Below are 14259 nucleotides of genomic sequence, written 5' to 3'. Positions count from 1 at the left end.
CAGCACCTGCACCTAAAAAAACAACAACAGGGGACACCCATGAGCATTCTCAAAGAGCAGCTACTGCCGCTGGTCGACATTGACGGGCAGAGTACCAACGACACCCGTCAACGATCGAAGGCTGAAGGCTTTGCACCCAAGCGCTGGCTGTATCTCATTCCGCTGATTTTCATTACCTACAGCCTCGCCTATCTGGACCGTGCCAACTATGGCTTCGCCAGTGCCGCCGGGATCGAGCAGGACCTGGGCATCACCAAGAGCATGTCCTCGCTGATCGGGGCATTGTTCTTTCTGGGTTACTTTTTCTTCCAGGTCCCGGGCGCTATCTACGCGCAGAAATACAGCGTTCGCAAATTGGTGTTCTGGAGCCTGATCTTGTGGGGCTTTTGCGCAATGGCCACGGGACTGGTGACCAATATTCCGATGTTGATGGTGATCAGGGTGTCGCTGGGGATAGTCGAGGCCGCGGTGATGCCTGCGATGTTGATCTTCATCAGTAACTGGTTCACGCGTAAAGAGCGCTCGCGCGCCAATACGTTCCTGGTACTCGGCAATCCGGTCACCGTGCTCTGGATGTCGGTGGTCTCGGGGTATTTGATTCACGCCTGGGGCTGGCGCGAGATGTTTGTGATCGAAGGCGCGCCAGCGGTTCTGTGGGCGTTTGTCTGGTGGCGTCTGGCGCGGGACAAGCCCGAGCAGGTCGACTGGCTGACTCAGCAGGAAAAAAACCAGTTGGCCGCGACACTGGCGGATGAACAGAAAGGCATGAAGGTGGTTCGCAATTATCGCCAGGCATTCACCAGCCCGGTAGTGATACAGCTTTGCTGCGTACACGCGCTGTGGAGCATAGGCGTCTATGGATTCATTATGTGGCTACCGACCATCATCAAACAGGCAGCGGCTGCAGATATTGTCACGGTCGGCTGGTTGAGTGCTGTTCCTTATGTCGCTGCCGTCGCCGCCATGCTCGCGGTGTCCTGGGTGTCGGATAAATCCCAGCAACGTAAACATTTTGTCTGGCCGCTTCTGGCGCTGGGTGCGCTGGCGTTCTTCTGCTCGTACTTGCTCGGCTCGAGCCATTTCTGGCTGTCGTTTGCTTTGCTGACCATCGCCGGGGCTGCTTTGTACGCGCCCTACGGACCGTTTTTTGCGCTAGTTCCGGATATTCTTCCGTCCAATGTATTCGGTGGTGCGATTGGCTTGATCAACGCTTGCGGGGCATTAGGTGCCTTTATCGGCTCATGGATCGTTGGCTATCTGATCGGCCTCACCGGCAACCCCGGAGCGGCCTATATTTTCATGACGGCAGGTGTACTTTCTTCGGCGCTGCTTATGGCTTGGGTGAAGGTACGGAAATGAACCACGAGATTGACGATACAGATGGTATCGAGTCCGGCAACTAGTCAGTAGCCATTGTGGTCATGGGCGTTGCCGGATGCGGAAAGTCGAGTGTCGCCAGCGCAATCGCTAACAGGTTGCAGGAAGAAATGGTGATTCTGGTACGCCGCGACCACCCTTGGTTGAAGCGCACGCCAGTCTATGAAGACTTGAGTGCCGCCCGCTGGATCCTGCCCCGCGCCGGTTCACCGGCGCGACAACTGCTGGACGCGTTCTTCGCCCACATTGGCATCGCCGCACCCAGCCCTGTGATTGAAACGGGCGACCTGGCGATTTTGCGCGGTGTGTTGCTGCGTTCAGACATGCTCGCCGCCGTTTCGGCACATCAGCTGGAACACGAAATGGCCAGCGGTGATCTGGTGCGACTGCCGCTTTCCCTTAGCCGCACCACGCGGCCGATTGGCCTGATCTCCAGAGCGGGGGCGCTTCAATCACCCGCCGCGCAGGCGTTGATGGACAAGATTCGGGAGGTGGTAGGCGAGACGGCGATGAGAGTCGACCTGACGCAGGTTTGACCCCGGCGTTGTCCCACCATTCGTCAGCAAGATGCGTTGCCCCTTCTTGACAGCCAAGCTGTCTGGGGAAATACTCGCCGCAAGATTCATATAGATGACTAGATAACAAGGTGAATAAAGTCGATGAATTCTCTCTCCAGTGATGTTCGCCTGCCACTTTACCAGCGCCTGCGTGACCACTTGGCTGAACAGATTGCCAACAATCGCTGGCGCCCGGGGGAGGCCATTCCCACCGAAGCCGCGCTTTCAGCGGAATACCAACTGTCCACCGGCACTGTGCGCAAAGCGGTCGACGCGTTGGTCAGTGAGGGCATTCTGGAGCGTCAGCAAGGTCGAGGCACTTTCGTTCGCCGGCCTCAGTTTCAATCTTCGCTGTTCCGTTTCTTCCGTTTTCAAACCGCTGCCGGCGAACGCCAGATACCGCAAAGTCGCATCTTGTCGATCGAGCCAGTGGCCGCGCCGTCGGCGGTGGCCCAGGTTTTAGGACTGCCTGTCGACGCGCCGGTTATTCGCATTGTCCGAGTACGTCTGCTTGATGTGCAGCCGGTGCTGGCCGAAGAAATCTGGCTGCCGCGCAGCCGGTTTCAGCCTCTGCTGGAGATCGACCTGAGTCGCAAAGGGCCGCTGCTTTATCCAATCTATGAAGAAGTCTGCGGTCAGGTCGTCGCCTCTGCCGAAGAAACGCTCACCGCCGAATCGGTGAGTGACGTGCATGCACGCTTGCTGCAAGTCCCGATCAACAGCCCGGTGGTGGTGATCGAGCGTCTGGCGCGCGATTACGCCGGAACGCCGCTGGAGTGGCGTCGCTCTCGCGGACATGCCGAGCACTTCCGCTACAGCGTGGATATTCGCTAACTCCGTGCCTGGGTAGCGGATCACTCAGCGACGACTCTGCCGCCGCTGGTTTCGTTGTTTTGATTGCCATGACTGGCCTGGTAGCGGCGCGGTTCGCTCTCGGCTGCCTCACGTTCCACTTATAAGGATAAGAATCATGTTCAGCTGGTATCGCCAAGTCACTCCTCGGGAGCGCAAAACGTTTTGGGCCTGCTTCGGCGGATGGTCGCTCGATGCACTGGAAGTACAAATGTTCGGACTGGCGATTCCGGCGTTGATCGCAGCTTTCGCCTTGACCAAGGGTGATGCGGGGCTGATCAGCGGTGTCACCCTGGTCACTTCGGCCATTGGCGGCTGGGTAGGGGGGACGTTGTCCGACCGGTACGGTCGGGTGCGCACGCTGCAGTGGATGATTTTGTGGTTCTCCGTCTTCACCTTTCTGTCAGCGTTTGTGACGGGCTTCAACCAGCTCTTGATCGTGAAGGCGCTCCAGGGTTTCGGCATCGGGGGCGAGTGGGCTGCCGGTGCGGTACTGATGGCCGAAACCATCAATCCTCAATATCGCGGCAAGGTGATGGGCACCGTGCAAAGCGCCTGGGCCGTGGGTTGGGGGCTGGCCGTCGGGGTGTTTACGCTGATCTATTCCTTTGTGCCGCAGGACATGGCCTGGCGCGTGATGTTCCTGGTCGGATTACTGCCATCTTTCCTGATCATCTGGGTGCGTCGCAATGTTGAAGAACCCGACAGCTTCCAGCGGCTGCAAAAAGAAAAAGCCATCCCGCAAAGTTTCTTCAAATCCTTGTCTGGCATCTTCCGTCCCGAGCTGATCCGCGTGACGCTGTTCGGCGGTCTGTTGGGTCTGGGTGCGCACGGTGGATACCACGCGGTGATGACGTGGCTGCCGACATTCCTCAAGACTGAGCGCAACCTGTCCGTGCTGAACTCTGGCGGATACCTGGCGGTCATCATCTTTGCTTTCTGGTGCGGCTGCGTGGTAAGCGGTTTTCTGATCGATCGTATTGGCCGTCGCAAAAACATCGTGCTCTTCGCGCTGTGCTGTGTCGTCACCGTGCAGTGCTATGTGTTCCTGCCGCTGACCAATACCCAGATGCTGTTCCTGGGGTTCCCGCTCGGCTTCTTCGCGGCCGGCATTCCGGCGAGCCTCGGGGCGCTGTTCAACGAGCTGTACCCGGCGGACGTGCGCGGCGCCGGTGTCGGTTTCTGCTACAACTTTGGCCGGGTGCTCTCTGCGGTGTTCCCGTTCCTGGTCGGTCACATGAGCGACTCCATGTCCCTGGGTTCGGCGATTGGCATCGACGCCGGGATTGCCTATGGCGTGGCGGTGATCGCGGCACTTTGCCTGCCGGAAACCCGTGGACGTAGCCTCGAAGCCTCGAATGCATCGGTGCAAGCCACTCTCAACGGCAACGAGAGCGCCCGGGCCTGATGATCATTACCTTAGATAGATGAAACTCATGTCTGATACCAGTTTTGTGCCGATCACCGGCATCGCCTCCCATGCTCATGTGTTCAGCAGCGGGCTGAACCTGGCCGCTGCTCGGCGCTATACCCCTGGCTACGACGCCACGCTTGAGCATTACCTCAAGCACCTGCAAACCCACGGCCTGAGTCATGGCGTGTTGGTGCAGCCGAGCTTTCTCGGCACCGACAACAGCTACCTGTTGGCGGCACTGCGGCAGGCACCGGAGCAGTTGCGAGGGGTTGTGGTGCTGGAGCGAGACGTCAGCCGCGTCATGTTGAACGACATGGCGCGACTGGGTGTGGTCGGCGTTCGCTTGAACCTGATGGGCAAAGCCTTGCCTGACTTTCGCGACGCTGCCTGGAAAGACTTCTTCGGCCATATCGCTGAACTGGACTGGCATGTCGAGCTGCATCGTCACGTCGAGGATTTGCCGGCGCTGATTCGTCAACTGATCCCGTTCGACATCAAGCTCGTCATCGATCACCTCGGTCGTCCGGATGCGCGTTTGAGCCTCGATCAACCAGGCTTTCCCGAGATGCTGGAACTGGGACTGACCGGGCAGATCTGGATGAAGGTTTCCGGTATCTATCGTCTGGCAGGTACGCCGCAACAGAACCTGGAATTCGCTCGGATGGCATTGCCACTGCTGGAGCAGAGCTTCGGCATTCGCCGTTTGGTGTGGGGCAGCGACTGGCCGCATACGCAACATGAAGAAAACGTCGGTTTCGGTACGGTGATCGATCAACTGGAAGCACTGCAATGCTCGACGGCGCTTATGCGTGCGCTGCTAGTGGACTCGCCTCGAATGTTATTCGGGTTTGAGGAAGCACGGCCGTAGTCCTCGAGACTTTCGGGAAGTAAGGTGCTTCGGGTTCAGGTGTAAAAACGCAGGCAAATAAAAAGGGGTCGCGAGATTTAATCTCGCGCCCCCTTTTTATTTGCCTGCGTTTTTACTTCCTGCCGTCTATCAAGAGTCTGCTGGACGAAGATGCGCATCATCCAGTGCTCCCAGCCTTTACAGAATGTTCAGCGGGTAACTGATGATCACTCGGTGCTCGTCGCTGTCCCGTTGCGTGGACACTTCGGTGCGCAGTGAGGCGTGACGCAAGGCGATGCTCAAGTCCTTCAGCGGACCTTCCTGTATGACATAGCTCACGGTCAGGTTGCGCTCCCACTCACTTTTGTCGCCAGTGGGGGTGTGGATATTCGAGCCGCTTTCGTACATGCCCATGAAACTCAAGCCTGGCACTCCAACCCTCGCAAAGTCATAGCCGTAGCGTACTTGCCAGGTGGTTTCCCCGGCGCGCTGGAACTTGCCGATCATCGACTCGGTCATGAAATAAGCCGTCGAACCGTCACCCTGGTTCAACCAGACCGCATCACTGTCGCCACTGACTTGTTGCAGGCCGGCGGCGAAGGTGTGGCCGTTTAGCAGGTAGGTGAATTGCGCACTGCTCAGGCGGCTATCGACCTTGCCTTTGGTCACGCCGTTGCCGTAGTAGCCGAAGGTGAAGAAATCCGGATCATGGCCGTTGGCGCCGTCGGAGCGATTGTCGAAGTGGCGCAAGTCGGTACGCAGGATGCCAGGGCCGACCTGCCAATCGTATTTGAGACCGAGGAAGTTCTGTTTATAGAAATCCTGCAAGTTGCCGTAGTAGTACTGCAAGGTCAGGTCTTTGGTCGGCTTGTAGTCCACACCGCCGTAATAGAATTTGTTGACGAACTCACCGGTCTGCGGATTGTTTGCCCCGGGAATGGACATGCCCATCTGGTTGCTTGAACCGCGACCTTTGACATGTTCCAGCTGGCCCAGGGTGAAGGTGAAGTTCTCCAGGTCTTTGGACTGAATCTGCCCGCCATTGAAAGTCTGTTGCAGCATGCGGTCGGTGGACATCACTACCGGCAACATCGGCACCAGGGTGCCGTATTTCAGTTCGGTGTTGGCGAACTTCGCCTTGGCGGTCAGCCCCAGGCTGCCGAACTCGTCCACCGCACGGCCGTCGCTGTCGGTCGGGAAGATGTTGCCGTTGAAAGCCGTGCTCTGCGGGTTGTAATGCCGGCCCTTGCCGGAGTCCAGCCGAATACCGTACATACCAATGGCGTCCACACCGAAACCGACCGTACCCTGGGTGTAGCCGGACTGAAAGTTGGCGATGAAACCCTGGCCCCATTCCTGGGTGTAGTTGGGATCGGCCGCGCCGCTGCGGTTGTCGGCATTACTGAAAAAATTGCGGGCCAGCACGCTGAGCTTGCTGTCTTCTACCAGGCCTGCGGCATAACCCTGTTGAGCGATGATCAGGCCGCAAATGCCGGCCATTACTTTAGGTGCGCGATTGAAAAGCTCCATCGGAGTCATCCCCATGAGTTGTCGAATGTTGTGAGAGGCAGTCAAAAGCGGCAGTAATGTTTTTATTGTTTTTCAGGAGCAACGGTGACCGGCAAGACGTTCAGTCTCACGGGCGGCAAGCGGTGCAGAATGAACAGCGCCAATACGCCGAGGCCGGCGCAGAGCAACAGGCCGACGCCCACGGAATGGGCCAGGGCATCACGGGCCAGGTTCAGCCATTGCGGGTGTTCGAGCAGCGCGGCGTCGGGGCGCAAAAGTACCTGCGGGTCGGCGTACAAGGCCAATCCGTCGAGGTGCGCTTGGGCGATAAAAAGTCGTTGCAGGTTCGCGCTGTACAGCAGGTTGACCAGCACACCCATTCCAGCCGTTCCCAGCAAACCTCCGACCAGGCGCAGCGATTGGGTCAGCGCAGTGGCGATGCCGAGGAACTGACGCTCGGCCAGGGTCTGGGTGAAGACCGTCAGGTTCAGCAGGATGAAGCCCAGGCCGAGCCCCGCCAGCAGGATCAAACCGAGTAGGGCATTGAACGAAGCACTGCGTCCGGCGATAGCCAGCCCGAGGCAAGCCAGCAGCAGCGCGACAAAACCACACAGCGGCAACAGGTTTGGATTGCGCAAGCGGGTGACGATACGGCTGTTGACGATGGCGCCCAGGGTGATGCTCAACGCCAATGGCGTAATCAACAAACCGGCATCCTGCGGCGAGTAGCCATAGCTGCCTTGCAGCAACAGCGGCAGGTAGAACAGCAGCGAAAACATGATCGCCCCGGCGGCCATCGACAGCAGAAACAGCAGGCGCATGCTCGGCATTCCGAGCAATGCGCAAGGCAGCAGGGCGTTCTTGCAACGCCGTTCCCAAAACCACAGCGCAATGGACGCCGTGACGCAGCTCAGACCCAGCGCCGCACTCAACATCATGCTGGAATGCCCCAGCCATTCGACGAACAATTGCAGGCTGCCCAGTGCCAGGGCAATCAGCAGCGCGCCCGGCCAATCCAGGCTGATTTTTGCCCGTTGCTGCGGGCGGTAATAAGGCAGAAAGCGCCAGGCAAAAAACAATGCCAGGCAACCCAGCGGCAGATTGATGTAAAACACCGAACGCCAACCGTAGGCCCCGGTCAGATAGCCGCCCAGCCCAGGCCCGATGGCGTTGACCACGCTGAACAAGGCACTGAGCAACATCTGCCAGCGCAGGCGTTGGCGGGTGTCGGGAAACAGTTCCGGGATGCAGGCGAACGCGGTGCCGATCAGCATGCCGCCGCCGACACCCTGCAAGGCGCGGCCGATCACCAGCCACAGCATGTCGTTGGCCACGGCGCAGGCCAGCGACGCCAACGTGAATATCAGCGTGGCCGCAATTACGAACGGCTTACGGCCGTAGTAATCGCCCAGTCGGCCGAAGATCGGAATCGTCACAATCGACGCCAGCATGTACCCCGTGGCCACCCAGGCGTAGAGCTCAAAACCCTTGAGCTCGGCGACGATGCTCGGCAAGGCATTGCCGATCACGGTCTGATCGAGCGCCGAAAGCATCAGCACCAGCGAGATGCCAAGCATTGCCAGCAAGGCTTGCCTGAAGCTCAACGGAGGATGGGTGGCTGCGGTCATTGTCGGTCCTCAGCCCAGCGCCGAAACGGCAGCGGCAATCCGCGAACACCCTTCGTCGAGGGTCTTGACGTCGGTGGCAATCGACATCCGGAAGAACGGCGCCAGCCCATAGGCGCTACCCGCCACCACAGCCACGCCCTGGCTTTCCAACAGGTACATGACCACGTCGTAATCGGTGTCCAGGCGTTTGCCTTGAGGGGTCGATTTGCCCAACAGCCCCGAGCAGTTCACATAGAGATAAAACGCGCCATCGGGTTTGCGGCAACTCAGCCCTTCGATGGCGTTGAGCAGTGCCAGGCAGCGATCCCGACGTTGCTGGTAAACCGCCACGCTGTCCTTGACGAAAGTCTGGTCACCGTTGAGCGCTTCGACCGCGGCGGCCTGGCTGACCGGGCAAGCGTTGCTGGTCGATTGCGATTGCAGGGTTGCCATGGCGCCGATCAAATCAGCCGGGCCGGCCGCGTAGCCGATTCGCCAACCGGTCATGGCGTAGGTTTTGGACACACCGTTGACCACCACGGTTCGCTCGGTCAGCGCCGGTTCGATGGCGAGAATGTGCGGGTTTTCCAGGCCTTCATAGCGGATGTGTTCGTAGATGTCGTCGGTCATCAGCAACACCTGCGGATAGTCGAGCGGCACATCGGCCAGGGCCCGCAGTTCGGCAGCGCTGTAGCTGGCGCCGGTCGGGTTGCTCGGCGAATTGAGCAGCAACCAGCGAGTGCGTTCGGTGATCGCGCCGCGCAGTTGCTCCGGCGTCAGCTTGAAGGCGTTTTCTTCCGGGCAGGCGAGGGTGACCGGTTCGCCTTCGCAGGCCAGCACCATGTCCGGGTACGACACCCAGTACGGCGCTGGAATCAGCACTTCATCGCCCGCGCCGAGGGTGGCGGCGAAGGCATTGAAAATCGCACTCTTCGCGCCGCTGGTGACCAGGATCTGATTCGCCGCGTAAGTCAGGCCGTTTTCCCGTGCCAGCTTGTCGACGATTGCCTGGCGCAACGCCGGGGTGCCGGCATTTTGCGTGTAGCGGGTTTCGCCGCGTTCTATAGCGGCGCTGGCGGCTTGCCGTATATGCACCGGGGTGTCGAAGTCTGGCTCGCCGACCACCAGATTAATGATGGACTGGCCTTGCCGGCGAAGTTCGTTCGCACGGTCAGAAGCGGCACTGCTGGGGGACGGCTTGATGCGTTGCACACGGGCGGCGATGCGGGAGGCGGTCACGTGTCGTTCCTCGTTGATGGCGTTGACGAGGCCCTACAGTACGAGTCGCTGCCCGCACCGCCATAAGACGAGATCGTTCTGGTCGGATAGGAATCGCTTATGGCTGGAACCGGACAGTGCTAGCACCAAAATGGTGCGCCAAGGCCTGCTTGCCTGCGGCGGGTGTTGATCAAGGCCGCCGCGCTCCAGCCATAGCAAAGCCTTATAGCCAAGACACAAAACCTGTAGGAGCGAGGCTCGCCCGCGAAGAATGCACCACGGTCTTTCAGGGATTACGCGTCATCGTTCTTCGCGGTCAAGCCTCGCTCCTACAGGGGCTGGCCTGGCTCTTGCTACAGCCTGTGGGCTGTCTTCCTTTTTCAAGCAAGAGCACCGCCACCGTGAACCTGCGTCGTTTGAAGTATTTCGTGAAACTCGTCGATATCGGCAGCATGACCCAGGCCGCCGATGTGCTGCATGTCGCGCAACCGGCACTGAGTCAGCAACTGGCCACGCTGGAAGCCGAGTTGCAACAGCAGTTGCTGATTCGGACCAAGCGCGGGGTCACCCCGACTGAGGCCGGGAAGGTGCTCTACGGTCATGCGCAGATCATTTTGCGGCAGTGCGAGCAGGCTCAAAGCGACATCAATGCCACGGGGCATGCCTTGTCCGGGCAGGTGTCGGTCGGCCTGGCGCCGGGCACCGCCGCATCGACGCTGTCCTTGCCACTGTTGCGCCGGGTGCGCGAGCGCCATCCGGGCATTTTGCTGTACCTCAATGAAAACTTCGGCACCACGTTGAGCGAGTTGATCATGAACGGCCGGATGGACATGGCTGTGCTGTATGGAGGGCGCGAAGTGCATGGCTTGAGCTTCGTGTCGCTGCTGCGCGAGCACCTTTACCTGGTGAGCGCCGATCCGGCGGTCAGCGCGCTGGACGAGATTCCCCTGGCCGAACTCGCCGACATGGACATGCTTCTGCCGCGTCCCTACAACGTCATGCGGCGACTGGCGGATGAAGCCTTCCAGCGCATTGGCATGAGCGCGCGGGTGGTGGCGGAAATCGAATCATCGATCACCCTGACCGCTGCCGTCGCCGAGCACTTTGGCTCGACGATCCTGCCCGAATCCTCGGCGCGGGTGATGGTCGCCGCCACGTCCGTACACATGTGCCGAATTGTCGAACCTGAAATCGAGGCGCCGCTGGCGCTGTGTCTATCCGGTCACCTGCCGTTGTCGGTGCCGGCCCAAGCGGTCAAGGCAATCCTGCTGGAACTGGTCGCCGAGATGCGCGGCAGCCTGATCTGAACGGTCATAAGGACGGCTTATCACCCCAAAGCCAAAGCGTCTTGGTCGTCGCTGTACGGCATCGCTACATTGACCCCATCCACTTAAGACAGCTCGACAGGCAGGGGCCCACGCATGGATTCAGAACGCATCAAGGGGTTGATCGATTTGCTCGCCGAATCTGATCTGCTCGAACTGAGCCTGACCGAAGGCGACAGTACGATTCGTCTTTTCAAGCAGGCGAGGAAGGTTGTGACGACCGAGTCGATGGCTGAGCCTTCGCCGACACCGGCCGCCGATTTGCCTACGTCAGGCACCCTGGCGATGGCCGCTACCGAGATCAAGGCCAGCCTTTACGGCGTGCTGCATCTGACGCCCGCCGCAGGCGAAGCACCGTTTGTCGCGGTCGGTGATCAGGTCGAGGCAGGGCAAACCCTGGCGGTCCTCGAAGCGATGAAAATGTTCCACCCGGTCAAGGCCAAAATCGCCGGTCAGGTCACCGCGATTCTTGCCCGCAGTGGCGCCGAAGTCGAAGCCGGCCAGTCGCTGTTCCGCCTCGGCTGATCTCACGCCCAATCTCTTTCAGGTGAATTCAATGTTCGACAAAGTGCTGATCGCCAACCGTGGCGAAATCGCCCTGCGCATTCAGCGTGCCTGCCGCGGCCTGGGGATACAAACCGTGGTCGTGCACTCCGAGGCCGATCGCCACGCACACTATGTACAAAGCGCCGACCAGGCCCTGTGCATCGGGCCGGCGTCGCCCGGCCAGAGCTATCTGAACCAGGCAGCGTTGCTGTTTGCGGCCAAGGTCAGCGGCGCGCAGGCGATCCATCCGGGTTATGGTTTTCTCTCGGAGAACGCCGGATTTGCCGAGCGCATCGAAGCCGCCGGCCTGACCTTTATCGGACCGAGCGCCGAATGCATTCGCACCATGGGCGACAAGGTGGCCGCCAAGCGTGCGATGCGCGAAGCCGGAGTTCCGTGCGTGCCGGGGCCGGACTCGGTGATGCCCACCGACGACGCCAGCATCCTCGCCATTGCCCGTGAAATCGGTTACCCGGTGATCGTCAAAGCCGCCGGCGGTGGCGGTGGTCGTGGCATGCGCGTGGTGAAAGAAGAGGTCGAGTTGCTCGATGCCATCGCGCTGACCCGTGAAGAGGCGCGGCTGGCTTTCGGTAATCCGCAACTCTACATCGAGAAGTTTCTCGGCCATCCACGGCATGTCGAAATCCAGGTGTTGTGCGATGCCCATGGCCACGCGATCTGGCTCGGCTGCCGCGATTGTTCGTTGCAACGTCGGCACCAGAAAGTCCTGGAAGAAGCGCCAGCCCCCGGCATTGATCCCGAGCTGATCGCCAAGGTCGGCGAACGCTGTGCCGCCGCGTGCCGGCAGATCGGCTATCGCGGTGTCGGCACTTTCGAATTTCTGTACGAGGACGGCGAGTTCTTCTTCATCGAGATGAACACCCGGCTGCAAGTCGAGCACCCGGTGACCGAGATGACCACCGGCATCGATATCGTTCAGCAGCAACTGCGCATGGCTCGCGGCGAAGTGCTGGAGCTGCGTCAACAGGACGTGCAACTCAACGGCCACTCGCTGGAATGCCGGATCAACGCCGAAGACCCGATCACGTTCCTGCCGACGCCGGGGCTGATCCAGCGCTGGGAAGTTCCCGGTGGCTTTGGTGTGCGGGTCGATTCCCACGTCACCACCGGGTATCGGGTGCCGCCGTATTACGACTCGATGGTGGCCAAGGTCATCACCCACGGCGCGACGCGTGATGAGGCGATGGCGCGGATGCGCCTGGCCCTGAGTGAGCTGGTCGTGGAAGGCATCTCGACCAACATCCCCTTGCACCGCGACATCCTCGACGACCCGGCATTCTGTGCCGGTGGCGTGGACATTCATCACCTGGAGCGCTGGTTGCAGCAACGGAGTCCGACATGAACACAGCATTTGTTTCGCCGCGTCCGCACATCAGTCTGCTGGGGTCCACGGCGTTGTTATTCGAAGCGCCGGGCGAGCTCGATCTGGCACCGCAACAACGCATTTGGAGCCTGGCTTTGCAGGCGGGGGAATGGGCCGAGATCCACGAAGCAGTCCCTGGCATGAACAACCTGATGCTGACGTTCATCACGCCGCCGCGTGATCTCAATGGGCTGTGCGAGCGCTTGCTTGAGGCGTGGGAAGCCAGTCAGCCATTGCCACTTGAAGGTCGGATTGTTGAATTGCCGGTGGTCTACGGCGGCGAGTTCGGTCCGCACATCAATGATGTGGTGGCGCACACCGGGCTGGACATCGAGACCCTCGCCAACCTGCATTGCGAGCCGTTGTACCCGGTGTACGCCTTGGGCAGCCATCCGGGTTACTGCTACCTCGGCGGCATGGATTCGCGCCTGGCCACACCTCGGCGCCAAGTGCCGGTGATCAGCATTGCGGCCGGCTCAGCGTCGATCGGCGGGGTGCAGACCGGTGGTTCCGCATCGGCCGGGCCCAGCGGCCGGAACACCATCGGCCGCACGGGAATGTCGGTTTTCGACCCGACCCAAAACCCTCCGGCCATGCTGCGGCCGGGCGATATGTTGCGCTTGCGCATCGAGAGGATCATTCGATGATCGAGATTTTATCGACCACCGCCCTGGCCACCGTGCAGGACTTCGGCCGCTTCGGCAGCCTCGGTTTCGGGGTGGGAACTTCCGGCGCGATGGACCATTTGGCGTTGGCGTTGGGCAACCTGCTGCTGGGTAATCCCGAGGACGCGGCGGCCATCGAAATACCGCTGTTCCCGTTCGAAGTCCGGTTTATTCAGGACTGCGCCTTCGCGGTAACCGGCGCGGCTTGCGAAGCCACCCTCGACGGTCAGCCATTGCCGCCGTCCTGGGTGACGCAAGCGAGGGAAGGTCAGGTGCTTAGCCTGGGCTTTCCGACTTCCGGCAGCCGCGTCTACTTGTGTCTGGCCGGTGGTGTTGACGTGCCCCAGGTGCTGGGCTCACGCAGCACTCAGTTACGCGGTGAGTTCGGTGGTTGGCAGGGGAGGGCGTTGCAGCAGGGCGACCGGGTATCGGCGCTGCGTCCAGGCATGAGTGCACTGCCTACGGATTTCGGTGTCGTGTCCCCGAGTCAGGCGTTGGCGTTGCAGCTCGATGGATTGCCGGCAATGCGCGTACTCCCGGCGGCGGAATACGAGTGTTTTCTGGACGAATCCCGTGCGGCGTTCTGGGCTGGCGAGTGGAAGGTTACGACCCAGAGCAACCGCTACGGTTACCGGCTCGAAGGCACGCCGATCTTGCCCAAGGCACCGATGGAAATCCGTTCCCACGGCATTGTCCCCGGCGTGATTCAAGTGCCCCACGGTGGCCAGCCGATCATTCAGATGCGCGATGCGCAACCCAGTGGCGGTTATCCGAAATTCGGCACGGTGATTGAGGCTGACCTGTGGCGTCTGGGCCAGGCGCCGATTGGCAGCAAGGTACGGTTTATCGAGTGCAGCTACAGCGATGCAGTCGCAGCCCTGGAAGACAATTCGCGCTATCTCGCGGAGGTCAGCCGCTTGGTTGACCTTCACGGGCTGGCCTCGCGCTAAGGACATTC

The 14259-nt window shown here is 60.4% G+C and carries 12 protein-coding genes and 1 pseudogene; 10 read left to right on the top strand and 3 right to left on the bottom strand.

The window, feature by feature from the left end; all coding sequences use genetic code 11:
- Positions 1–39: 39 nt before the first annotated feature.
- From AEQ67_RS13220 to AEQ67_RS13200, 5 genes and pseudogenes are all read left to right on the top strand, one after another.
- Positions 40–1359 (top strand): MFS transporter, encoded by a 1320-nt coding sequence (locus tag AEQ67_RS13220; RefSeq protein WP_059404299.1) that lies wholly within the window; start codon positions 40–42, stop codon positions 1357–1359.
- Between the two features lie 116 nt (positions 1360–1475).
- Positions 1476–1913 (top strand): annotated as a pseudogene (locus tag AEQ67_RS13215) (LysR substrate-binding domain-containing protein); the annotation flags it as partial.
- A 123-nt stretch (positions 1914–2036) separates the two neighbouring features.
- The gene (locus tag AEQ67_RS13210; RefSeq protein ID WP_059404297.1) at positions 2037–2768 is read left to right on the top strand and encodes a GntR family transcriptional regulator; all 732 of its coding nucleotides are present in this window, start codon (positions 2037–2039) and stop codon (positions 2766–2768) included.
- A 136-nt stretch (positions 2769–2904) separates the two neighbouring features.
- Positions 2905–4194, top strand: coding sequence for an MFS transporter (locus AEQ67_RS13205; RefSeq protein ID WP_059404296.1), 1290 nt, complete (start codon positions 2905–2907; stop codon positions 4192–4194).
- A 28-nt stretch (positions 4195–4222) separates the two neighbouring features.
- Positions 4223–5068, top strand: coding sequence for an amidohydrolase family protein (locus tag AEQ67_RS13200; protein WP_059404715.1), 846 nt, complete (start codon positions 4223–4225; stop codon positions 5066–5068).
- A 177-nt stretch (positions 5069–5245) separates the two neighbouring features.
- Here the strand turns inward: AEQ67_RS13200 and AEQ67_RS13195 are convergent, their stop codons facing one another.
- The 3 genes from AEQ67_RS13195 to AEQ67_RS13185 all read right to left on the bottom strand — a co-directional run bounded on the left by AEQ67_RS13195 (position 5246) and on the right by AEQ67_RS13185 (position 9402).
- On the bottom strand, positions 5246–6577 hold the full coding sequence (locus tag AEQ67_RS13195; RefSeq protein WP_059404295.1) for an OprD family porin: 1332 nt from the start codon (positions 6575–6577) through the stop codon (positions 5246–5248).
- A gap of 62 nt (positions 6578–6639) precedes the next feature.
- Positions 6640–8184 (bottom strand): MFS transporter, encoded by a 1545-nt coding sequence (locus AEQ67_RS13190; protein WP_059404294.1) that lies wholly within the window; start codon positions 8182–8184, stop codon positions 6640–6642.
- 9 nt (positions 8185–8193) lie between these two features.
- Entirely contained in the window at positions 8194–9402 is a 1209-nt protein-coding gene (locus tag AEQ67_RS13185; RefSeq protein ID WP_059404293.1) for an aspartate transaminase, read from the bottom strand.
- 380 nt (positions 9403–9782) lie between these two features.
- Here AEQ67_RS13185 and nac point away from each other — a divergent pair, with 380 nt between their 5' ends.
- From nac to AEQ67_RS13160, 5 genes are all read left to right on the top strand, one after another.
- On the top strand, positions 9783–10688 hold the full coding sequence (gene nac, locus AEQ67_RS13180) for a nitrogen assimilation transcriptional regulator NAC (protein ID WP_059404292.1): 906 nt from the start codon (positions 9783–9785) through the stop codon (positions 10686–10688).
- A 114-nt stretch (positions 10689–10802) separates the two neighbouring features.
- Positions 10803–11231, top strand: a complete 429-nt coding sequence (locus AEQ67_RS13175) for an acetyl-CoA carboxylase biotin carboxyl carrier protein (RefSeq protein ID WP_059404291.1) — start codon at positions 10803–10805, stop codon at positions 11229–11231.
- Between the two features lie 31 nt (positions 11232–11262).
- Positions 11263–12615, top strand: coding sequence for an acetyl-CoA carboxylase biotin carboxylase subunit (accC, locus tag AEQ67_RS13170; RefSeq protein ID WP_059404290.1), 1353 nt, complete (start codon positions 11263–11265; stop codon positions 12613–12615).
- Complete coding sequence (gene pxpB / locus AEQ67_RS13165; protein WP_059404289.1) at positions 12612–13283, top strand: 5-oxoprolinase subunit PxpB; 672 nt, start codon at positions 12612–12614, stop codon at positions 13281–13283. The genes accC and pxpB overlap by 4 nt, the downstream gene beginning before the upstream one ends.
- On the top strand, positions 13280–14251 hold the full coding sequence (locus AEQ67_RS13160; protein WP_059404288.1) for a biotin-dependent carboxyltransferase family protein: 972 nt from the start codon (positions 13280–13282) through the stop codon (positions 14249–14251). The genes pxpB and AEQ67_RS13160 overlap by 4 nt, the downstream gene beginning before the upstream one ends.
- The last annotated feature ends 8 nt before the right edge of the window (positions 14252–14259 follow it).

It is taken from the genome of Pseudomonas sp. RIT-PI-q, assembly GCF_001297125.1.
GTDB lineage: Bacteria > Pseudomonadota > Gammaproteobacteria > Pseudomonadales > Pseudomonadaceae > Aquipseudomonas.
This window is presented reverse-complemented; position numbering and strand designations above follow the sequence as displayed.